The 21134-nt window shown below is 62.9% G+C and carries 17 protein-coding genes, 1 tRNA gene and 2 pseudogenes; 12 read left to right on the top strand and 8 right to left on the bottom strand.

Annotated elements, in window-relative coordinates; all coding sequences use genetic code 11:
- Positions 1–53: 53 nt before the first annotated feature.
- Entirely contained in the window at positions 54–920 is an 867-nt protein-coding gene (locus AC1DQK_RS09760; protein WP_477869856.1) for an RsmD family RNA methyltransferase, read from the top strand.
- A 432-nt stretch (positions 921–1352) separates the two neighbouring features.
- On the opposite strand, the pseudogene AC1DQK_RS09755 reads toward AC1DQK_RS09760, so the two are convergent.
- Positions 1353–1469: pseudogene (locus tag AC1DQK_RS09755) on the bottom strand (HGGxSTG domain-containing protein); the annotation flags it as partial.
- Between the two features lie 230 nt (positions 1470–1699).
- Between AC1DQK_RS09755 and AC1DQK_RS09750 the strand changes: the two are divergent.
- Together AC1DQK_RS09750 and AC1DQK_RS09745 are read left to right on the top strand one after the other, a co-directional pair.
- Entirely contained in the window at positions 1700–3082 is a 1383-nt protein-coding gene (locus AC1DQK_RS09750) for an NfeD family protein (RefSeq protein ID WP_477869854.1), read from the top strand.
- The gene (locus AC1DQK_RS09745; RefSeq protein WP_477869852.1) at positions 3083–3865 is read left to right on the top strand and encodes a slipin family protein; all 783 of its coding nucleotides are present in this window, start codon (positions 3083–3085) and stop codon (positions 3863–3865) included.
- Between the two features lie 225 nt (positions 3866–4090).
- On the opposite strand, the gene AC1DQK_RS09740 is transcribed toward AC1DQK_RS09745, so the two are convergent.
- Positions 4091–4933 carry a hypothetical protein gene (locus AC1DQK_RS09740; protein WP_477869850.1) on the bottom strand — a complete coding sequence of 281 codons (843 nt, stop codon included), beginning with the start codon at positions 4931–4933 and terminating at the stop codon, positions 4091–4093.
- Positions 4934–5329: 396 nt separating this feature from the next.
- Between AC1DQK_RS09740 and AC1DQK_RS09735 the strand changes: the two genes are divergently transcribed.
- On the top strand, positions 5330–5599 hold the full coding sequence (locus AC1DQK_RS09735; RefSeq protein ID WP_477869848.1) for an ECs_2282 family putative zinc-binding protein: 270 nt from the start codon (positions 5330–5332) through the stop codon (positions 5597–5599).
- A 38-nt stretch (positions 5600–5637) separates the two neighbouring features.
- Entirely contained in the window at positions 5638–6075 is a 438-nt protein-coding gene (locus tag AC1DQK_RS09730) for a hypothetical protein (RefSeq protein WP_477869846.1), read from the top strand.
- An 85-nt stretch (positions 6076–6160) separates the two neighbouring features.
- On the opposite strand, the gene AC1DQK_RS09725 is transcribed toward AC1DQK_RS09730, so the two are convergent.
- On the bottom strand, positions 6161–6454 hold the full coding sequence (locus tag AC1DQK_RS09725) for a 4a-hydroxytetrahydrobiopterin dehydratase (protein WP_477869844.1): 294 nt from the start codon (positions 6452–6454) through the stop codon (positions 6161–6163).
- A gap of 56 nt (positions 6455–6510) precedes the next feature.
- Here AC1DQK_RS09725 and AC1DQK_RS09720 point away from each other — a divergent pair, with 56 nt between their 5' ends.
- The 4 genes from AC1DQK_RS09720 to AC1DQK_RS09705 all read left to right on the top strand — a co-directional run bounded on the left by AC1DQK_RS09720 (position 6511) and on the right by AC1DQK_RS09705 (position 9160).
- On the top strand, positions 6511–6915 hold the full coding sequence (locus AC1DQK_RS09720) for a metallopeptidase family protein (RefSeq protein ID WP_477869842.1): 405 nt from the start codon (positions 6511–6513) through the stop codon (positions 6913–6915).
- The gene (gene ccmA / locus AC1DQK_RS09715) at positions 6912–7496 is read left to right on the top strand and encodes a heme ABC exporter ATP-binding protein CcmA (RefSeq protein ID WP_477869840.1); all 585 of its coding nucleotides are present in this window, start codon (positions 6912–6914) and stop codon (positions 7494–7496) included. The genes AC1DQK_RS09720 and ccmA overlap by 4 nt, the downstream gene beginning before the upstream one ends.
- A gap of 8 nt (positions 7497–7504) precedes the next feature.
- Positions 7505–8152: a heme exporter protein CcmB gene (gene ccmB, locus AC1DQK_RS09710; protein WP_477869903.1), complete on the top strand. Its 648-nt coding sequence runs from the start codon at positions 7505–7507 to the stop codon at positions 8150–8152.
- A gap of 171 nt (positions 8153–8323) precedes the next feature.
- Positions 8324–9160, top strand: a complete 837-nt coding sequence (locus AC1DQK_RS09705; RefSeq protein WP_477869838.1) for a TIGR00266 family protein — start codon at positions 8324–8326, stop codon at positions 9158–9160.
- 127 nt (positions 9161–9287) lie between these two features.
- On the opposite strand, the gene AC1DQK_RS09700 is transcribed toward AC1DQK_RS09705, so the two are convergent.
- Entirely contained in the window at positions 9288–11351 is a 2064-nt protein-coding gene (locus tag AC1DQK_RS09700; protein ID WP_477869836.1) for a S9 family peptidase, read from the bottom strand.
- Between the two features lie 8 nt (positions 11352–11359).
- Positions 11360–11875, bottom strand: a complete 516-nt coding sequence (locus AC1DQK_RS09695) for a hypothetical protein (RefSeq protein ID WP_477869834.1) — start codon at positions 11873–11875, stop codon at positions 11360–11362.
- A gap of 82 nt (positions 11876–11957) precedes the next feature.
- On the opposite strand from AC1DQK_RS09695, the gene AC1DQK_RS09690 reads away from it, so the two are divergent.
- The 3 genes and pseudogenes from AC1DQK_RS09690 to AC1DQK_RS09680 all read left to right on the top strand — a co-directional run.
- Positions 11958–12034, top strand: a tRNA-Arg gene (locus AC1DQK_RS09690).
- Entirely contained in the window at positions 11998–12540 is a 543-nt protein-coding gene (locus AC1DQK_RS09685) for a helix-turn-helix domain-containing protein (RefSeq protein WP_477869901.1), read from the top strand. Before AC1DQK_RS09690 ends, AC1DQK_RS09685 begins: the two co-directional genes overlap by 37 nt.
- 6 nt (positions 12541–12546) lie before the next feature.
- Positions 12547–12944: pseudogene (locus AC1DQK_RS09680) on the top strand (transposase); the annotation flags it as partial.
- 136 nt (positions 12945–13080) lie between these two features.
- Here the strand turns inward: AC1DQK_RS09680 and AC1DQK_RS09675 are convergent.
- From AC1DQK_RS09675 to AC1DQK_RS09665, 3 genes are all read right to left on the bottom strand, one after another.
- On the bottom strand, positions 13081–15804 hold the full coding sequence (locus AC1DQK_RS09675) for a TonB-dependent receptor (protein WP_477869832.1): 2724 nt from the start codon (positions 15802–15804) through the stop codon (positions 13081–13083).
- Positions 15805–16559: 755 nt separating this feature from the next.
- Positions 16560–20018, bottom strand: coding sequence for a pyruvate carboxylase (gene pyc, locus AC1DQK_RS09670; protein WP_477869831.1), 3459 nt, complete (start codon positions 20016–20018; stop codon positions 16560–16562).
- A gap of 127 nt (positions 20019–20145) precedes the next feature.
- A complete protein-coding gene (locus tag AC1DQK_RS09665; RefSeq protein ID WP_477869829.1) occupies positions 20146–21126 on the bottom strand; it encodes a sugar kinase in 981 nt (326 codons plus the stop codon).
- Positions 21127–21134 lie beyond the last annotated feature (8 nt).

Here is a 21134-nt window from a genome sequence, read left to right as displayed (position 1 = left end):
ACGAGATCCCAGCTTTCGCTGGGATGACGCACTTGGGCTAGGGGCTGGCGGTAATGAACCTCCACACCCTCATCACCGAAGCCTGGGACGATTACGGCCTCGTCGACTCCGGCCATGGCCGCAAGCTCGAACGCTATGGCCGCTTCCGCTTCATCCGTCCCGAGCCGCAGGCAATGTGGGCGCCGGCATCCGATAACTGGGAAGCGGACGGCGACTTCATCGGCGCGTCCGACGAGGACGGCGGCGGCAAATGGCATCTGTCGCGCGACGTGCCGCGCGGCGGCTGGCACATGCGCTGGGAGGAGGTCCGCTTCACCGCCCAGAACACCCCCTTCCGCCACCTCGCCTTCTTCCCCGACATGGCGCCGCAATGGGCCTGGATGCGCGACCGCACCGGCGAGGGCGAAGAGGTGATGAACCTGTTCGGCTATACCGGCGTCGGCACGCTGGCGCTCGCCGCCAAGGGCGCCAGGCTCACCCATGTCGATGCGTCGAAGAAGTCGGTCGATGCCGCCAAGGCCAACGCCTTTCTCAGCGACATGGCCGACCGCCCGATCCGCTGGATGGTCGACGACGCCGCCAAGTTCACCGCGCGCGAAGTGCGCCGCGGCCGCCGCTATGACGGCATCTTCCTCGATCCGCCCAAGTTCGGTCGCGGGCCGGAGGGCGAGGTCTGGCGGCTCGAAGAACATCTCCCCGCGCTGATCGCCAATTGCCGTGCGCTGCTCGACGACAAGTCCAAGTTCCTCGTCCTCACGGTGTATGCGATCCGCATGTCGGCGCTGGCGATCGGCGAGCTGCTGTCGCAGGCGATGGCCGATCTGGGCGGCACCGTCGAGGTTGGCGAGATGGCGGTGCGCGAAGAAGCGCGCGGGCTGCTGCTGCCGACCGCGATCTTCGCGCGGTGGCGGCGGGACTAAGCCCCCGGTCCCACGCCATAGGCGGCATGGCGGCGATCCGACCGGCCCTGACGACGACGACGACGCTGCTGCCGAAAGCCACTTCGGGGTCCAAATTTCCGGGTGCATGGGGTTGTTCGGCCGTTTTTTAATTTTTTCGGATTCGGTGGCGGTGCCGGCGCCTGACCTATTCACCTGAATCCGTTCGTCCCGAGCCCTTCGACTGCCTGCAAGGCAGGCGCTCAGGACGGGCTTCGGCCTCCGGCCGAAGTCGAGGGACGGAAGCGTGTCTCGACTTCGCTCGACAAGAACGGGTGGTTCTATGGCACCCGCCAGCATCCGGCGCATCGCCGCGGGGCTGGTGGCGCGCAAATAGCGCCTGATCTCGAGGATGCGGGCGGAATGGACACCGTGCTTCCACGCATTGCGATTGCCGCGCGGCGCGCCGCTGCCCTTGCCGCCATGCATCCGGCAGCGCCGGGCGCCATGCACCGCCGGCGAGCAGCACGCCCCACCCGCCCGCGTCCGCGCGCCGCACCGGGGTGCGTTGGCGAGGATGTCTGGCTGCATCGGCGTGCGGTCTCCGTATCAGGTTCCGATCGCTTAGCAGAAGAGGGGCGAAAGCGCCAGAACAAATGAGGAACACTCGGAAGATCGGGAGGCCTTCCGGTGCAGCTATCTGGTGCCAGTGCTTCATACAGGAGCGGGGCAGGCGCACTTAAGAGCGCCAGCCGATCAGATTTCGATTTTCCGGATTCGCCATCAATTTCATGCTAAGATGGGCCGATCGGATGACGGCGATGCATGTCACGCACGCGCGAATAGGCGGCCTGTGCTGCTTCCTGCTAATGCTTTTGGGCACCGGCTTGCCGTTTCTCCTGCCGGCAGCCACCGCGACCCCGCGAGCGCCCGCCGTCGTCCTGCATCTCGACGGCGCAATCGGGCCCGCCAATGCCGATTATGTGGTGCGTGGGCTGAAGATGGCAGCGAGCCGCAAGGCCCCGCTCGCCATCCTGCGTTTGGACACGCCGGGCGGACTGGACAGTTCGATGCGCGACATCATCCGCGCCATCCTCGCTTCACCCGTGCCGGTCGCGACCTATGTCAGCCCCAGCGGCGCGCGGGCGGCGAGCGCGGGGACCTTTATCCTCTATGCCAGCCATATCGCTGCCATGGCCCCCGGCACCAATGTCGGCGCGGCGACGCCGGTCCAGATCGGCGGCGTGCCTTCGCTTCCCGGCGGCGATGAGCGGAAAAAGGACGAGAAGAAGCCCGGCCGCCCCCCGACCGACCATATGGAAGCGAAGGCGATCAACGACGCGGCCGCGTTCATCCGTTCGCTGGCAGAGTTGCGCGGGCGTAACGCCGATTGGGCCGAGAAGGCGGTTCGCGAAGCCGCCAGCCTATCGGCCGCGGCGGCGCTGAAGGCGCATATCATCGACATCGAGGCGCGCGATCTCCCCGACCTGCTCCGGCAAGTGCAGGGACGCATGGTCACCGTCGCCGGCCGGCGGGTCGCGATCGACAGCGCGGGGGTTGCGCCCATTCATGTTCTGCCGGACTGGCGCACACGGATGCTGGCGGCGATCACCAATCCCAATGTCGCCCTTCTTCTGATGATGATCGGCGTCTACGGACTGATCTTCGAATTCATGAACCCAAGCTCCTTCCTGCCCGGCACGCTCGGCGCGATCTGTCTGTTGACCGGCCTCTATGCCTTCGCCGCGCTGCCGGTGAACTATGCCGGGCTCGCACTGATCCTGCTCGGCATCGGGATGCTGGTCGCGGAAGCGTTCCTGTTCTCGCACGGCATCCTCGGCACGGGCGGCGTGGTCGCCTTCGCGCTCGGCGCTTCGATCCTGGTCGATGCCGAGTTGCCCGAATTGCGCATCTCCTGGTCGCTGATCGGGGGGATCACCGTGGCGAGCGCGGCCTTCATTCTGCTCGTCATCCGCACCGCGCTGGGCTCGCGGCGGCGCAAGGTCGTGACGGGCGCCGAGGAAATGATCGGAGCACCTGGCACCGTCCAGGATTGGAGCGGCGGCAACGGCCATGTGTTCGTCCATGGCGAGCGCTGGTCTGCATTTGGCGATGGGCAGCTCCACAGGGGTCAACCGGTCCGGGTGAAGGGGTTGTCGGGCCTGACGGTCGAAGTCGAACGCGCTGCGACACAGGAGGATTGAATGTTGATGAACCTGGCTTTCTACGCGCCCATCGTTCTTCTCCTGCTCCTGTTCCTGACGGCGGCGATCAAGATATTGCGCGAGTATCAGCGCGGCGTGGTGTTTACCCTCGGCCGCTTCACCGGCGTCAGAGGACCTGGGCTGATCATCCTCATCCCCTTTGTGCAGCAGATGGTCCGCACCGACCTGCGCACGACCGTGCTCGACGTGCCGACGCAGGACGTTATCTCGCACGACAACGTGTCCGTCCGCGTCAATGCAGTCATCTATTTCCGCATCATCGATCCCGAGCGGGCGATTATCCAGGTCGAGGATTTCCTGAACGCGACCAGCCAACTCGCCCAGACCACGCTCCGCTCGGTGCTCGGCAAGCACGAGTTGGACGAAATGCTCGCCGAACGCGACAAGCTCAACAACGACATTCAGGAAATCCTCGACAGCCAGACCGCCGCATGGGGCATCAAGGTCGCCAATGTCGAAATCAAGCAGGTCGATATCACCGAGACAATGGTGCGGGCGATCGCCCGCCAGGCCGAGGCGGAGCGCGAGCGGCGCGCCAAGATCATCAATGCCGAAGGCGAGCAGCAAGCAGCGCAGAAGCTTCTGGAGGCGGCGGCGATCCTGGGGCAGCGGCCCGAGGCGATGCAGCTGCGCTACCTCAGCACGCTCAACGTCATCGCCGGCGAGAGGAGCTCGACCATCCTCTTCCCCTTCCCGATGGAATTAGCCCAGTTGCTCAATGCGGGGGCACCGAAGCAGCGAGAAGGGATGCCCGAAGGCTGACGATCGGGAATCGTCCAACCATTGCGAATAAATCTACGCGGCGTTTGAAGAGATTCGGCGACACGATACTTAGTCACTTTCGAGCACGCCCGACCGCCGACGTCAGCGGTATTTAGTATTGTGTCCCCGGAACTTGTGACACTTTACTAAATCCTCAACCTATCCGGGCGCTGCGTCGAGGAGCGCGCCCTCAAGCCGCGGTACATTTAGGGGTTAAGCAACGTGTCACCGTAATACCACGTCGGCCTCGATGCGTGCCATATCGCGGCCCCAGGCGGTGTTCGCTCGGAAATGCGCATCGAGCGCGTCCGCCTCGGCGAGGGTGACGACGCGATGCACGGGGTCGGCGGGAACGCGGTGAAGCGCACGGTTGCCGAACAGGTCGCCGAGCAGGAGGTTCTGGAGTTCGATCAGGAAATCCTCGCTATAGGCGGTCGCATCATCGAGCGCGTCGGTCAGCCGTTCGCACAGCTTTGCAATGACCGCGGCCCCCTCAGGCGTCGGCGGGGTGTAGCGGAAGATCGTCCCGTCGGGCGCATCAGCGGGGAGCGCCGGCATGATCTCATCGCGGAAGGCATCCTGGACAAGGTCGCGCGTGTCGAAGAGCACGCTGCTCATCGCTGTCCGGAAGATCAGAAGCCGCGGATCGATGATCCGCCGGCGCTCGACGAGGAAGGTGAGCTTGAGCATGGCCTGAGAAAAGAGCTCATAGAGGCCGAGCAACGCCATGTAACGGACAGTCGGCAGTGGATAGCCCAGCCCCACAGCCTGCGCCTCGGCGGCGGCGACGATCTGGACCGCCATCGTCCGGGTCATCGTGGAGAGCTCGGTGATCGCATCGCTTAGCTCGTTGGCGACCTTGACGGCGTCCTCATACATCGCCGCCTTGAGCTTGCGCCGCTCATTCTCGGCGATTGCGTGGCGCGATTCCCGCGCTTGCGCGCGCATTTGAACGACGAGCGCGCCGAAACCGAACAAAGCGGCGAGAAGTGTGGCCCCCGCCCCGATGACGGCCGCTTTGGTGTCAGGGCCGAAGTTGTGCCACGTCGCCCAGAGCGCATCCCCCATTGCCTTCTCCACTAACCTCCGCGCCATCGCCCGCACCCGCCCCGTGATCGGACCTTTGCCTACCCCATAGCCTGAACGCCGCGCGGAAGCGAACACGCCCCATCCCGCCTATCGCGCCTGAACCAATTCTGGGGACACAAGAAATTCAGGGACACGATACTTAATCACCTTCGAGCACGCCCGGCCGCCGACGTCAGCGGTATTTAGCATTGCGTCCGCGAAATTCCCGCATCCACCCATCCCCGCAGGTCTGGTTAGAGTCAAAGGTTGGCCAGAGCCTTCCTCGTAAAAATATGTCCGTTTTGGTGAGTTTTTCCCGGCTGAAACGGTCCGGAAAACCACTTTACCCGGTGCGAGTTCCTGATATGTTCGCCAAGGCCCATTAGGAGAACAGCAATGGACGCGGAAAAATATAACAGGTCGATTACACTCCTCTGCCCGACTTGCGGCCACAAGGATTTTGAACACGGAGAGGCCGATGGCCCGCTCCGCTGCACAGGATGCGACCGGACCTTCACCCGCGAGGAGCTGATCCGCGAAAACGGCGAGATCATTGCATCCGAAGTGGATGAAGTGAAAGCCGAGCTGGTGAAGGATGTGACAAAGCAATTGCGCGACAATCTGAGCAACGCATTCAGGGGCTCAAAAAGCATCCGGTTTAAGTGATGCTTGTTTCTTTCACAGTTTCGGATGGAGCGGCGCTCTTGGCGTTAGGAATCGCTGTATGGTCGGCCGTGCAGACAGGCCGTTTCAACAGGCGCCAAAATGATTTCGCTGAAACTGCGGAGCACCTGAACCAACTGCTCATAAGGCGGGAAGCTGCGGATTCTGAGCAGCAGCATACGGCCGATATCTCAGCGAACTTCGTTAAAATCGGAAAGAGCGATTATCGGCTGAAGGTGTTCAATCGCGGAGCCAGCACGGCTCGGAGCGTGCGGCTGGAGATGCTGGCAGGAGCCGACCTCGTTTCGGACAGCGAACTGCAACAAAAATTCCCGTTACCGATGCTTGAGCGCCAGCAGGGCACTGAATTGATTACCCATGTCCACATGCAGTCACCAAGCCGTGCCCACGTCAGACTGCTTTGGGACGATGATTCGGGTCAGGGCCACCAAAAGGAACTTTGGCTCGACGTATTCTAGTCTTGTGATCCAAACTCCATCGGCTTCGTTACACCTAGAACGCCGCCAGAAATGCTGAGAACACGGGACGTGGACAGCTCGCCCGCTACTCCAATATCCCCTCGATCGCCTCCGCCATCGCCACATCGCGCGCCGAAAGCCCGCCCGCGTCATGCGTGGTCAGCAGGATGTCCACCCGGTTCCAGACGTTCGTCCATTCCGGATGATGGTCGTGCTTCTCCGCGAGCAGCGCCACCCGCGTCATGAAGGCGAAGGCGGCGGAAAAGTCTGGGAAGGTGAAGCTGCGGCTGATCGCATCGCGCGCCTCGTCATAGTCCCAGTCGGGCAGCGCATCGAGCGCGTCGGCGCGCTCCTCTTCGGTCAGTTGCTCGATCGGCATGGCGTCATCCTCTCGCTGCTGGCGTGAACGCGAACGGCCCTCTATGTCGCCAATGGATGAGCGAAGGTCAAACCATGGCGCCGGGGGCGGAGAGGATCGAGGCGATCGCGCGCGACACCATCGCCCGGCTGCCCGCCGAGTTCGCCACCCACCTGGGCGACGTCGTCCTCCGGGTCGAGGAGTTCGCCGACGACGCGACGCTCGACGAGATGGGGATCGAGAATGCGTTCGAGCTCACCGGGCTCTATACCGGCCTGCCGGTGGGATCGAAGTCGGTCGACCATTCGGGGGCGATGCCCGATATGATCCACCTGTTCCGCCGCGCCATTCTCGACGAATGGGTCGAAACCGGCGTGCCCCTCGAGGCACTGGTCGCGCATGTCGTGATCCATGAGATCGGCCATCATTTCGGCCTGTCCGACGCCGATATGCACGCGCTCGAGGACTCCGTCGCGGGATGAGTGCGCGGCTGGCTTTCACGGACGTCGCCTGCATCCGCGGCGACCGGCTGCTGTTCGAAGCGATGGGCTTCGCGCTCGGCAGGGGTGATGCGGCGCTGCTGACCGGTCCCAACGGGGCGGGCAAATCGAGCCTGATGCGGATCGCCGCCGGGCTGCTCGCGCCCTCGGCCGGCACGATCGAGCGCGACGGCGGGATCGCCTTCACCGGCGAGGCGGCGGCGCTCGACGCGCGGCTGCCGCTCAAGCAGGCGCTGCTGTTCTGGGCGCGGCTCGACGGGGTCGGCCGGACCGACGTCGAAGGCGCGCTCGACATGATGGGCATCGCCAATCTGGCGCAGGTGCCGGTCCATATGCTCTCGACCGGACAGCGCAAGCGCGCCGCGCTTGCCAGGGTAATCGCCGGCCATGCCGCGATCTGGCTGCTCGACGAGCCGGGCAACGGCCTCGACGCCGCCTCGCTCGACCGGCTGGCGGCGGCGATGGCGATCCACCGCGCGCGCGGCGGCATCGTCGTCGCGGCGACCCACCAGCCGCTCGACCTGCCACAGGCGATCGGGATCGCGCTGGGGGCCCAGCCATGAACGCAGCCATGAATCCTTGGGGCGCGATCATTCTGCGCGACGTGCGGCTCGCCTATCAGGGCGGCGGCGCGATGCTGCCACTGGTCTTCTTCCTGCTGGTGGCGACGCTGTTCCCCTTCGCGGTCGGCCCCGATGGCGCGCTGCTCGACAAGGTCGGCGGCGGTGCCTTGTGGATGGCGGCGCTGCTCGCGGCACTGCTGCCGGTCGACCGGCTGATCGCGCCCGATGCCGAGAGCGGCGTGCTCGATCAATATGCGGTGCGCGGTCTTTCGGACGAAGGCATCGCCGCCGCCAAGATCGTCGCGCACTGGCTGGGCTTCGGCCCGCCGCTGATGATCGCCGCCCTGCCCGCCGCCGCGCTGCTGAAGCTCGACGGCGCGACCCTGCTGCATCTCGAGCTGGGCCTGGCGATCGGCACCCCGGCGTTGGCCGCGCTCGGCGTGATGACCAGCGCCCTCACCCTGGGCCTGCGCGGTGCGGGCGCGCTCGCCGGGCTGGTGATGCTGCCACTCGCGGTGCCGCTGCTGATCTTCGGCGCCGGCGCGCTGGGCGATCAGGGCGCTGGCGCGATCAAGCTGCTGGCCGCCACCGCACTGCTGCTGACGGCGCTCGCGCCGTTCGCCGCAGGCGCTGCGCTGCGGGCCGGGCGGGACTGAGCGTCCCAACCAATGGCCGTCATGCTGAACTTGTTTCAGCATCCACCAGGCGGCATGAGCAGGTTGCGAGGCCCCTGTGGCGAGGTTCCGCTCTACCCGTCTGGACAGTCACGGTGGCGTGGTGGATCCTGAAACCAGTTCAGGATGACATGATTCTGATGAGGAGCCCGAATGCCCGACCATAGCCCCTGGAGCCATCACCGCCGCGCCGGCATCGCCGACGATATCGACTTCGAGATCAAGGGCCAGGAACTGCAGTTCCTCGAGATCGAGCTTGATCCCGGCGAGAGCGCGGTCGCCGAAGCCGGCGCGCTGGTCTGGAAGGACGCGGCTGTCGGGATGACGACGGTGTTCGGCGACGGCAGCGGCGGCGCCGACGGCGGCTTCATGGGCAAGCTGCTCGGTGCGGGTAAGCGGCTGATCACAGGCGAGAGCCTGTTCACCACCGTCTTCACCCACAATGGCCGCGGCAAGGCGCGGGTCGCCTTTGCCTCGCCGACGCCCGGCGCGATCCTGCCGCTGCGTCTCGACGAGCTCGGTGGCCGGCTGATCTGCCAGAAGGACAGCTTCCTCGCCGCCGCCAAGGGCGTGTCGATCGGCGTCCATTTCCAGCGCAAGGTGATGACCGGCCTGTTCGGCGGCGAGGGCTTCGTCATGCAGAAGCTCGAAGGCGATGGCTGGGTGTTCGTGCAGATGGGCGGTACCGTCGTCGAGCGCGAGCTGGCTGCCGGCGAGGAACTGCACGTCGATACCGGCTGCCTCGCCGCCTACACGCCCGGCGTCGACTTCGATCTCGTCACCGCCGGCGGCGTGCGCAGCGTGCTCTTCGGCGGCGAAGGCCTGTTCTTCGCGCGGCTGACCGGCCCCGGCAAGGTCTGGATCCAGTCGCTCCCCTTCTCGCGCCTGGCCGGCCGCATGCTCGCGGCGGCGGGAAGCCGCGGCGGCCAGAACCGCGGCGAAGGCTCGGTGCTCGGCGGCTTGGGCGATTTCATCGGGGGAAATGACTGAGGAGGGCGGTTCGCCCGCCTCTCATTCGTCATCCCGGACTCGATCCGGGATCCCGCTTTTCTTGACAGCGTACGAGGGAGAAGCGGGATCCCGGATCAAGTCCGGGATGACGGGGAAACTTGGGCAGTCACTCTACCTGCGTCAGCACGAAAGCATAAGCCTCGGCGTCCTCGCGCAGCGAATCATAGCGCCCCGATTTACCGCCATGCCCCGCCCCCATGTTGATCTTGAGCAGCAGCAGATTGTCGTCGGTCTTGGCGGTGCGAAGCTTCGCCGCCCATTTGGCCGGTTCCCAATAGGTGACGCGCGGATCGTTCAGCCCGCCGGTGATCAGCATCGGCGGATAGGCCTTGGCCTCGACATTGTCATAGGGGCTGTAGCTGCGGATCAGCTCGAATGCCGCCTTGTCGGTGATCGGATTGCCCCATTCGGGCCACTCGCCCGGCGTCAGCGGCAGGCTCTCGTCCTGCATCGTGTTGAGCACGTCGACGAAGGGCACGTCGGCCACCACCGCGCCCCACAGCTCGGGATCGGTATTCGCGACGACGCCCATCAGCTCGCCTCCCGCCGAACCGCCATTGATCGCAATATTGCCCGCTCTGGTAAGCCCCGCCGCGATCAGTCCCCTGGCCGCGTCGGAGAAATCGTGGAAGGTGTTCCAGCGCTGCTCGGCCTTACCCTGTAGATACCAGTCATAGCCGAGATCGTCGCCGCCCCGGATATGCGCGATCGCATAGGCCCAGCCGCGATCGACCATCGACAGCCGCACCGTCGAAAAACCCGGCGGGATCGCATGGCCATAGGCGCCATAGGCGTAGAGGAACAACTTGCCCGAGCCGTCGCGCGGAAAGTCCTTGCGATAGAGCACCGACACCGGGATCGTCTTGCCGTCGCGTGCAGGCACCATCAGTCGCTCGGTCGCGTAGAGCGACGGATCATAGCCCGACGGGATCTCCTGCACCTTGAGCGTCGTCAACGCGCGCGCCGCCGGATCATAGTCGAACACCGTCTGCGGCGTGACCATCGACGCATAGCTCAGCCGGTAGGCGGGCGGATCATATTCGGGATTGCTGCCGAGCCCGGCGGTATAGCTCGCCTCGGGAAAGGCGATGCGGTGCTCGCTGCCGTCATAGCCGCGCAGCCGGATCTGATCGAGCCCGTCGACCCGCTCGGTGAGCACCAGATGCCGGGCGAAGCTGGTCAGCCCGCGGATATAGACGCTGTCCGAGCCGGCGATCACCGTCTCCCAATTGCCGGGATCGGCGGGATCGGCACGCGCCACGCGAAAATTCACATGATCGTCATTGCTGTGGATCCACAGCGATCCGTGCGCGCTGTCGACCGAATATTCCCGCTTCGTCTGGCGCGGACTGACCAGGATCGGCTCGGCGCCCGGATCGTCGGCCGGCACGAGGCGGACCTCGCTGGTCTGGTTGTCGCCGGTCGAGATCAGGATCCAGCGGCGATCATGGGTCTTGCCGACGCCGACGTTGAAGCCGAGCTCCTCGGTCTCCTCATAGAGAGTCCGGTCGGTCGCCGGATCGCTGCCGAGGATGTGCAGCCGCGCCCGATAGGTGCGCCAATTATCGTTGACCTCGGTGTAGACGAGGCTCTGTGAATCCGCGCCCCAGGCGACCGCGCCGTTGGTGACGCGGCTGACCGTCTCGATATCGGCGCCGGTCGCCAGGTCGCGGATCTTGAGCACGAAGCGCTCGGCGCCGCTCGTATCGGCCGACCAGGCTGCGAGCCGCCCATCGGGGCTGACGCTGAGCACCTGCAGCCGGAAATATTCGACCGTGCCAGCTTCGGCCGGCTCGTCGAGCAGGATGCTCTCCGCGCCACCGGTGGCCGGCTTGCGATACCAGATCCGATATTGCCCGCCCGGCTTGAACGCCCACCAGTATAGCCAGTCGCCGTCCCTGTGCGGGACGCTGGCATCGTCCTCCTTCAGCCGCCCCTTCATCTCGGCGAACAGCGCTTCGACGAGCGCGGCATGCGGCGCCATCGCCGCTTCGAAATAGCTGTTCTCGGCGCGCAGATAGGCGAGCACATCCGCGTCGTCGATGACCGGATATTTCTGGTCCTTGAGCCAGAAATAGGGGTCTTCGATGGTATAGCCATGGCGGCTGTAGCTGTACGGGCGGCGCTCTGCGGCGGGGGCGGCGACGGGCGTCCGGGAACGGTCAGGCATGGGCGCGTTCACGCCGGCACCAGCCCTGCGAGCACCGCCCGCTCGGCCTCGTCGAGCGCCTGCACCTGCATCGTCGCCTCGGCGATCACCGCCTCGTCGCCGCCCTTGCCGTCCGCCACCGCGGCCTGGCGGCGGCGATCGAGTTCGGCGAGCGCATTGCCGATCGGGGCGCGTGCGGACTCGACGTCGCTATAGGCCTGCTGCGCGACCACCCACGGCTCGCTGCCCTCCGCGGCGCTGCGTCCCGCCTCGATCTGCGGCCGCGCCTTCTCCAGCGCCGCCTTGAATGCAGCGTCGGCGGCATTGGCGCTGGCCAGGATCTCGGCGATGTCCGCCGACGCCGCCAGAGGCGGCGGCGCGGGCGGCGGCACCGCCGGCGCAGCTTCCGCCTGCATCATGGCCCGCTCGATCGGCCGAGGCGCCAGCGAGGGATAGCCGCTACGCGTATCGACGCAGCCGGCAAGCGTGGGGAGCATGGCGAGAGCAGGCAGCGCCAGCAGCGCGGCGGAACGGCGGGTCATCATGGCGCGAAATCTAGGCCCCCGATAAAAACTGCGCAACGGGGTTGCGCCCGCCGCGACTGCCGACTAGGAACCCCGTCACAACGCGCCCGTAGCTCAGCTGGATAGAGCATCAGACTACGAATCTGAGGGTCGGACGTTCGAATCGTTCCGGGCGCGCCATTTTTCAATCACTTAGCCATCAAGAGTCTGGAAGTCCGGCATTTGGACGGGCTTTTGAACGGAGCCGCACTCGATCGACTCCGTTCCTTTCAAACGCCGAAGCGGCTCGTTACCTGCGTCTATCACCTCGCACGCTCGAGAAGTTTCGAGTGACAGGAGGCGGGCCAAAATTCAGAAAGCTTGGTCGACGCGTCGTCTACGCCGTGACCGACCTCCATGAATGGGCCGGCTCCCGCGTATACGGCATAGCGGCAAAGCCGTTGCCAAGATGGAGAGCCGCGCGTTCCAGGCCTCATAAAAACGACGGCATCAGAGTGCCATTTTTTGACTCAGACTGTCGGAACGCCGGTATACCGTCAGGCCATCTTCAAAATTCCTCCCGCAGACATTTCGTGGGTCAGCCGGCGATCCCGCCGTTGACCGATTGCATCAGGCGGCCGTTGCTCGTCGGGCCGAGAACACTGTTTCTCGCCGCATCAGGACCCACGCGAATGCGCCGACCCTAGCCGAGCTTGGCGCAAATCCCCGAGGATGAGCTGATCCTCAGCGTTGGCGGCGATGGCGCCTATAATACCAGAGACTGTCACGCCGCCATTGCCGGGCGCGGGACCGATCCGGTCATCCCGGTTCGCCGCAATGGCCGTACATGGATCAAAGATTCCGCCCCGGCGTCGATGCCCGCAATGAAGCGCTGCGTGCGATGAAGCGGCTTGGCAGGGCCATTTGGAAGAAGTGGAGCGGCTACCACAGCCGCAGCCTGGTCGAAACCAAGATGCACGGCTTCAAGCTGCTCGGCCAGCGCCTCTGCGCGCGCGCCTTCGATCGTCAGAAAACCGAACTCAAAGTCCGTGCCGCAATCCTCAATCGCTTCTCGCAAATCGGAAAGCCCAATACCGTCCGTATCTCGTAATAATATCAAATAATCAGGAATTTATTCTCATATCGCGTTATGCGACAAAGCCATTCGCCCTTGGTTAGGGAAGCAGGAAATGTTGACGGCGCGCACGATATAATCGTACGCGCCGCAATTAATATTAGGCTTAATTTTAGAACCGTACGCGCGCTCCGAATGTAATGCGGCGGCCGCTGTCTTCATAGTAACGAACAATGTCGAGGTTGTCGTAGTTGACAGACGGCTCGTTGAACAGATTGGCTACGTCGAGGTTTAGCGAAATGTTGCTGTTCACGTCGTAGCTGAGCGATCCGTCAACCTGACCGAACGAACGCTGGAAATCACCGTCGCCGAAGTAGCTGACTTGGTCGTTAGTGTACTTGCTGCGGTACGTATAGGAGATACGAGCGCCAAACCCGTACTTCTCGTAGTACAGCGCAGCGTTGTACGCCTTCTTGGACACGCCCGGCAGCGGTGTCGCGGCAGCGCCGCTCGCCGGAACGACGCTGCCGACATCAAGCAACGTCACGTTCCCCAGAACGCCGAAGCCATCGAACGGGCTGGGAAGGAAGGTGAACGGAACCTGCGCACCCAGCTCAAGACCTTTCAGCTTCGTGCTCGCACCGTTATCGGGGAAGGAGTGAGAGAACGTGACGTTCTGAAGCGGACCACCAACGCCCTGCTTGACGGCGTATGTTTCGAACTGCGTCGCGTTGACGACGAAATTCTTCACATCCTTGTAAAACACGGCTGCGGAGAGCAGGCCGGTCTGCCCGAAATAATATTCGAGCGAGAGGTCCGCCTGGCTAGCAAGGAACGGCTTAAGCCGCGGGTTACCTGAGGAGATGTTCCGAACGTTCGCATTGATGCTGGTGGACGTGGTGAGCAGGCTCAGAGTCGGCTTAGTCATCACACGCGCCGCGCCAAAACGAAGCGAGAGCTGATCAGTAAGTTTATACCGTAGGTTGAAGCTGGGTAGCCAGTTCGAATAGTTGTTCTTCACGCTCGATGATGGCGCCGTACCGACCAGAGTCTGCGCTGCGAGCTGGATGAACGTGATGTCGTTGAAGTCGGCAACACTTCCGATCGATTCCTGTCGCGTTTTCACATAGCGAATACCGACATTGCCCGACAGCCGGTCGTCCGCCGTAGCGAAGTCGAGCCGGGCATAGGCAGCGAACGATTTTTCGTCGACCTTATAGTCGGCCGCAGGATCAGCCTGAGGTGAGGCCGCAGCAAGGACCTGTGAGAACGGAACCTTAGCGTACAGCAAATCCAGATTGGTATAGAGGCCAGTCTTCAGAAGGTTCGCGGGGCCCGAATAGCTTGGGAAGGCATTGGGGAATGAGAACCTCGACATGACTGGGGTTGCGACGAAGCTGCCGCCCTCTACGCCCGCATTGTAAGGCACGCCCAGAAGACCGGCGAGCGTCTGCGCCGACATGATGACACGAGCAGAGTTGAAAGACAGCTTGCGGTCGGAGAAGTTTACGCCCGCGCTGACCTTGTTGATGAAACCATCGTCGAACTTGTAGCTCACGTCACCCTTGAACGACTTGTTCTTGTCGGTGGTCGGCGCCTTGTAGCTGCCGCGCAGACCAACGACATTATAGTTGGCAGGGTTCATGGGGTCGAAGCCGCGCGTAAATGTCAGGCTGGTCATGTTGCCGGGGTCAGCGGTCAGATCATAAGCGACACTGGCGCGGCCGATTGCCTCCATACCCAGATTGGTACGTTCCTGACGCGTGCGGGAATAGTTCCCCTCCAGCGATACGGTAAGGTTGTCGTGCTTCCAGTTCAGACCAACGGCAGGCGAAAAGGTCTTGGTCAACGTTTCGTTCTGCTCCTGGTTGGCCACCATCCAGACGCCGTCCGCGTCAAGCTTGGTGACCAGTCCGTTGCTGATCGTGCTGTTCTGGACCGAACCCGTGATGCTGGTGAAGCGGGGATAGAAGGACGTGCGCTTGAGGTCATCCTTCAGGTTGGCATAAAATACGTCACCCCAAAGCTCGACTTCATCGCCTAGCTTGGCCTGAACGCCGCCGACCAGCGTGATACGGCGGGTTTTGCCGGTATCATATTGCGGGCCCGCTGCGTGATCGAAGAGGAACGTGTCGAGGAAATCGCCATCGCGGTTGTAGTCGACGGGAGGATTGCGGGTTGCTTCGACGCCGTTTTCCGCGCCGAAACCGACCATGCTGTCAGTCCGGTATTTGCGCTGACGAAGGTCGGCGCCGACATAAACGCCCACATCGCCGTCTGCGAACACCTTGTTTACGAATGCAGTAAGATGGGGAGCAACCTTCTTCGAGTTACCCTCGTAAATGCCTTCGGCTGCTACCGCGTAACGGTCCTTGCCAACATCCAGCGGCCTTGCGATCCGGACGTTGACCGTAGCGGACAGACCGCCGTCGATCATGTCGGCTGTGGGAGTCTTGTAGACCTCGATAGCGCTGACAAAGTCGGAAGACAGGTTCGAGAAGTCGAAGCTGCGCTGACCGGTCGAGGTAATCGTGCGCCCATTGAACTGGGTCCGCGTGAAGTCGGGGCTGAGACCGCGAACGCTGATGCGCGTACCTTCGCCGTTGGAGCGCTGAATTTGGACGCCCGTGACGCGCTGAAGCGATTCTGCCAGGTTCTGATCCGGGAACTTACCGATATCTTCCGCGGAAATTGCGTCGACAATCGCGGAACTTTCGCGCTTAACCGTCACCGCGTCCGCAAGACTGCGGCGAATGCCGGTCACGACGATTTCGGGTGCAGCCTCGTCTGCACCGGCTGCGGTCGACGCATTCTGAGCATGAGCCGGCGCTGCAGCCATGGCAATGGTGCAGGCGGCGCCCGCCAGCAGGCCGCAACGTATGAACCTTATAGACATCCTGTGGCCTCTCCCTCGTTTTTAGTGTGCCTACCGTATGCCCATCCAATGGCCCTGTCAATTCACTAATGAGAGCCAACTCTCATTATATGGCCATCCATCCAATCGGGGTGAACTTGTATCCGTTGCACGCGGCTCCCTCCGCAATCAACGAAGATGGGTACTCCGCGCCGACAACATCGCCGTCCCTGACGCGATAGTCTCCATCCATTTCAAGCGCGACGACCGGAACAAGCGTGTCGGGGCGTCGATCGGGCAAGGTTATCCGGGTCCCGTCAACGTCCGCCGTCACCGGCAACTCTGCGCGCCCCTCGAGCAGAACGGCCCGGCGGACCTCACCCTGCAAACCGTAAAGCGCCGCGGAATGCGACCCTTGAACTGGCCAGTCGAAAGTGTGCAGATAGAGGCCGTCCGCCCCTGTCGTGACATCGCCCCACGGCTGCGTGACACTCCAGGGCGAGCGGCCTGCCCCGTATATGGACTGGCCATGCCGGCGAGCCAGTTGCCGATATCGAGCAACGCGTCCTTCGGTATCTTGGGGAAAGTCCCATCAGCCTTGGGGCCTGACCTGTGCCGGTTTGCTGAGCCTGAGCGCCGGGAGCCTTGCCTACATATATGCGATTCATAAATCGTATATGATCTTGATGGCACGTCAGAGGTTACACGCTATCTGCCGAGTCCAAGGCTGAAGCCAGCATCCGACTGAAGTCGGAGGGGTTTCTCCTCATCGAGGATTCTAAAGTGCCAAAGTAGTGCTAGCCCTTTGGGTTCAGGACCATCAGCAGGTCCTTAGCCTCAACCACATCGCCTATCTTCACGGGAACCTCGGCTATCACGCCAGCAGAGGGCGCGACGATTGCTGACTCCATTTTCATGGCTTCCAGCGTCACGAGACGGTCACCAGCTTCAACGGTCTGGCCAGATACCGCACCCACCGCAACGACTAGGCCGGGCATTGGCGCGGCAACGTGCGATGGATTGTCGGGCTCCGCGACACGGCGGGCGGGCCCACTCGCGCCAGACAGACGATGAGTCACGGCGATCACGCGCGGCTGCCCATTAAGCTCGAAAAACACGCGGACACTGCCATCATTTTCAATCTCGCCGATCGCGGTGAGCGTAATGACCAGCGCCTTGCCGCGCTCTATGGCAACATGAATCTCTTCGCCGACCGACATCCCGTAAAAATAGACCGGCGTAGGAAGCGACCAGACAGGGCCAAAGCGATTGATCGCTTGGGCAAAACCGGCGAAAACCTTTGGATACATGAGGTAGCTGGCAAATTCTGCCTCGCTCAGCGAACGGCCGCACTCCGCCTCGGCAACCTTACGTTCTGCCGCGAAATCGCACTCCGCAAGCAGATCAGCCGGACGGACCGTGATCGGCTTGATATCCCCCAGCACACGCTCTTGAATGTTCTGCGGCCATCCACCGGCCGGTTGGCCGAGATCGCCGCGCATCATCTCGACCACCGAACCGGGAAAAGCAATTTCGCGCGCCGGGGCGAGAACATCATCACGACGAAGTCCTTGCGAAACCATCATCAGCGCCATGTCGCCTACCACCTTCGACGATGGCGTTACCTTGACGATGTCGCCGAACAGCAGATTGGCATCATGATAGGCAACCGCTACCTCATGCCACCGAGACTCAAGCCCAAGGCTGCGCGCCTGCTCCTTGAGATTGGTAAACTGTCCGCCGGGCATCTCATGGAGGTAAACTTCGGATGCGCCGGCGCGCAGGTCGCTTTCGAACGCGACATATTGTTCGCGCACACCTTCCCAGTACGTGCTGATCTCGCGGATGGCGCGGGCGTCCAGTCCCGTATCACGGGGGCCGTGGCGCAGAGCCTCAATGACAGAGCCAAGACAGGGTTGAGAGGTCGTCCCGCTCATCGCATCCATGGCCACATCGATGCTGTCCACCCCGGCCTCGACGGCCGCCAACACGCTGGCCGCCGCCGCGCCCGATGTATCATGTGTATGAAACGCAATCGGCAAATCGGTTGCCTCACGCAAGGCGGAGAATAGAACGCGCGCCGCAGCTGGTTTCAGCAAGCCGGCCATATCCTTTACGGCGAGCATCTGACATCCGGCAGCTTCAAGCTGGCGCGCCAGTTCGATATAATAGGATAGGCTGTATTTAGTCCTGTCCGGGTCGAGAATGTCCCCGGTATAGCAAAGCGCGCCCTGCGCCAACTTGCCGCTTTCGAGCACGGCGTCGATCGCGACGCGCATGTTATCGACCCAGTTCAAACAGTCGAAGACGCGAAATACGTCGATCCCCTTGGCAGCCTCGCGAATAAAATGACGGACGACGTTATCGGGATAGTTGGTATAGCCAACGCCGTTTGCGCCGCGCAGGAGCATTTGCGTCAGCACATTGGGAGCAGCATCCCGAATAGCGAACAGACGCTCCCACGGATCCTCTGTCAGAAAGCGCATGGCAACGTCAAAGGTGGCGCCACCCCAACATTCCAGACTGAACAGTTGCGGAAGCAGGCGGGCATAGGCTGGAGCGGCGCGCACCATGTCTATGGTGCGCATCCGGGTTGCGAGGAGCGACTGGTGTGCATCACGCATCGTGGTGTCGGTCACCAGAACGCGGTCCTGCGCACGGATCCATTTCGCAAGGCCAGTCGCGCCGTCTCGTTCCAGCACCTGACGCGTACCATCGGCTATCGCGTCGGTTGCTCTGGGTGCCTTCACGGCGCGCAGATCCGAACGGGGGCGCTTCCGGTCCTTGACGTCAGGGTGCCCGTTCACGGTCACGTCCGCGATATAGTTCAGCAACTTCGTCGCGCGGTCGCGCCGCTTGCCGATGGCGAGCAAATTCGGCGTTTCGTCAATAAACCGGGTGGTGTAGCGATTGGCCTGAAACTCCGGGTGCATCAGCACATTTTCGAGAAAAGCCAGATTGGTCGCCACACCCCGGATACGATATTCGCGCAGTGCCCGAACCATGCGCGTTACAACCTCGCCGGGGGTCGGTGCCCAGGCTGTCACCTTCTCGAGCAATGGGTCATAGTGGCGGGTAACGATCGCGCCCGAATAGGCCGTTCCGCCATCAACCCGGATGCCGTAGCCGAAGGCACCGCGATAGGCCGTTATGCGGCCATAGTCCGGAATGAAAGCATTGTGCGGGTCTTCCGTAGTGATACGACACTGCAAGGCATGGCCGTTGAGTGCGATTTGCTCTTGCGGCGGCACGCCTGTTTCGTTGGCGACGCCAAGGCGACCACCCTCGGCGATCCGTATCTGCGCCTTAACAATATCGATGCCGGTGACCATTTCGGTCACCGTGTGCTCGACCTGAATGCGGGGATTGACCTCGATGAAATAGAAGTTGCCGGTTTCATCGTCCATCAGGAACTCAACCGTGCCGGCACCGCGATACCCGGTCTCTCGTCCGATCGCTAAGGCGGCCTCGCACAAAACCGTGCGCGTTGCCGCATCGAGATACGGCGCTGGCGCGCGTTCGATCACCTTTTGATTGCGTCGCTGGATCGAACAGTCCCGCTCGAACAGATGGAACAGCTTACCGTGACTGTCTCCCAGCAGTTGCACCTCAACGTGACGCGCCCGGCGGATCAACTTTTCGAGATAGACTTCATCCCGTCCGAAAGCGGCCTTCGCCTCGCTCCGCCCCGATTTCACTGCCTCCAGCAGCTCGGACGCAGACTCGATCGGGCGCATGCCGCGACCACCACCGCCCCAGCTCGCCTTGAGCATGAGTGGATAACCCATTTCGGCTGCGAGAGCGCTGATCAGTGCGTCATCCCCGGGCAGAGGCTCACTTGCCGGGACTACGGGCACACCGGCCCGAACCGCGACATGCCGCGCCGAAACCTTGTCGCCCAACAGCCGCATGGTTTGCGGGTCAGGCCCGATGAAAGTGATCCCTGCCGCCGCGCAAGCCTCAGCAAAATCGGGGTTTTCGGACAGGAAACCATAGCCGGGGTGGATAGCGTCCACGCCATTCTCGCGGGCGATAGCGATGATTTGGGCAATGTCGAGATAAGCGCCGATCGCGCCCTTTCCCGCAGCGGAAAGCAGATAGGCTTCGTCGGCCTTAAACCGGTGCAGCGACAGGCTGTCTTCCTCGGAGTGGACAGCAACCGTGCGAATGCCGAGTTCCGTCGCGGCGCGGAACACGCGAATGGCAATTTCGCCACGGTTGGCCACCATGAGCTTGCGTATAGGCTGCAGCAGCATTTGGTCATCTCCTGACACGAGAAGTTCGAGCGGTAGCCGGCGCACCACCACAAGGGGTCAGATCGACAGCAAGTCGAAGCATGAAGTCATAGACTGTTCAACGAGCGCTCAGCGTTCTCGTCTCGCTTCATCGGCGCACGTCCGATTGCGTCCAAAAGCCACGGAGGTCTTCTGCCGTCGCTGCAAGCGCATCACCCCGTTGGCTATGCTTGAGACACGCCGCCGCCAGGCCCATTTGGGCAATATCGGCTGCCTGATCATCGCACAGTATCGCGTACAGAATTCCGGCAGCAAATGCGTCGCCGCTCCCAATTCTGTCCACGACATCTGCGATCCGAACCTCCTCAGTTGTGATGTCCTGACCGGCACGCGTCACGAAACGCGCCGCCAGATGCTGAATCCCTACACTTTCGGCGCGCCGGTACGTGTGCGCAATCCGCGTCAGGTACGGAAATGCGTCAAACAGGGCCATGACCTCGACCGGGGCACCGGGTGAATTGCCAAGCACCATGGCAGCATCACGGTGATCAACGAATGCGAGATCAGAAAGGGCGAGTGCCTCGGAAAAGGCGGCTGCCCCGTCCGCCTCACGTCCTACCCATAACGCCGGCCGAAAATTCGCGTCGAATGAGACCATTACGCCCATCTCTCGTGCCGCGCGCATCGCGCCAAACGCAGCGCTGCATGCGTTCGTACTGACGGCCAGCGTAATGCCCGAGACATGGAGTACCGCGGCACCCTCTAGCGTTTGCCGCCATGCGTGGCCAGACCAGTCGTGTGTCGCAAAGATGCTGTTCGCACGATCATATGTTATGCGCGACACTCGTTGCGACGCACCCGTATCGACGAAGTAGAGCCCTAGCCGGCCCTCCCCACGAACCACGGCGCGGGTATCGACGCCGAACGAACGCAGGTGAACCAATGCGCGGTCCCCGAGTGGATTGTCGGGGAGCGCGGTGACGATTGTGGTTTTACGGCCGAAACCAGAGAGCGCGGCAGCCACATTGAGTTCCGCGCCACCGACGTGTAGCTCAAGCCGATTGGCGAAACCTAGCAAATGCTGGCCCGGCTCGGTCGACAACCGGCCAAGTGCCTCGCCAAAGCACACAACTGCAC

This window comes from Rhizorhabdus sp. P4_G5 (assembly GCF_056401065.1).
The sequence above is the reverse complement of the archived record's forward strand: the minus strand, read 5'-3'. Positions and strand labels throughout refer to the sequence as shown.

Excerpts from the sequence above, each read along its gene's own strand:
- AC1DQK_RS09760 (WP_477869856.1), top strand. The coding sequence starts at position 54 with ATGAACCTCCACACCCTCATCACCGAAGCCTGGGACGATTACGGCCTC.
- AC1DQK_RS09750 (WP_477869854.1), top strand. The coding sequence starts at position 1,700 with ATGCATGTCACGCACGCGCGAATAGGCGGCCTGTGCTGCTTCCTGCTA.
- AC1DQK_RS09745 (WP_477869852.1), top strand. The coding sequence starts at position 3,083 with ATGTTGATGAACCTGGCTTTCTACGCGCCCATCGTTCTTCTCCTGCTC.
- AC1DQK_RS09740 (WP_477869850.1), bottom strand. The coding sequence starts at position 4,933 with ATGGGGGATGCGCTCTGGGCGACGTGGCACAACTTCGGCCCTGACACC.
- AC1DQK_RS09735 (WP_477869848.1), top strand. The coding sequence starts at position 5,330 with ATGGACGCGGAAAAATATAACAGGTCGATTACACTCCTCTGCCCGACT.
- AC1DQK_RS09725 (WP_477869844.1), bottom strand. The coding sequence starts at position 6,454 with ATGCCGATCGAGCAACTGACCGAAGAGGAGCGCGCCGACGCGCTCGAT.
- AC1DQK_RS09720 (WP_477869842.1), top strand. The coding sequence starts at position 6,511 with ATGAGCGAAGGTCAAACCATGGCGCCGGGGGCGGAGAGGATCGAGGCG.
- ccmA (WP_477869840.1), top strand. The coding sequence starts at position 6,912 with ATGAGTGCGCGGCTGGCTTTCACGGACGTCGCCTGCATCCGCGGCGAC.
- ccmB (WP_477869903.1), top strand. The coding sequence starts at position 7,505 with ATGAATCCTTGGGGCGCGATCATTCTGCGCGACGTGCGGCTCGCCTAT.
- AC1DQK_RS09705 (WP_477869838.1), top strand. The coding sequence starts at position 8,324 with ATGCCCGACCATAGCCCCTGGAGCCATCACCGCCGCGCCGGCATCGCC.
- AC1DQK_RS09700 (WP_477869836.1), bottom strand. The coding sequence starts at position 11,351 with ATGCCTGACCGTTCCCGGACGCCCGTCGCCGCCCCCGCCGCAGAGCGC.
- AC1DQK_RS09695 (WP_477869834.1), bottom strand. The coding sequence starts at position 11,875 with ATGATGACCCGCCGTTCCGCCGCGCTGCTGGCGCTGCCTGCTCTCGCC.
- AC1DQK_RS09675 (WP_477869832.1), bottom strand. The coding sequence starts at position 15,804 with ATGTCTATAAGGTTCATACGTTGCGGCCTGCTGGCGGGCGCCGCCTGC.
- pyc (WP_477869831.1), bottom strand. The coding sequence starts at position 20,018 with ATGCTGCTGCAGCCTATACGCAAGCTCATGGTGGCCAACCGTGGCGAA.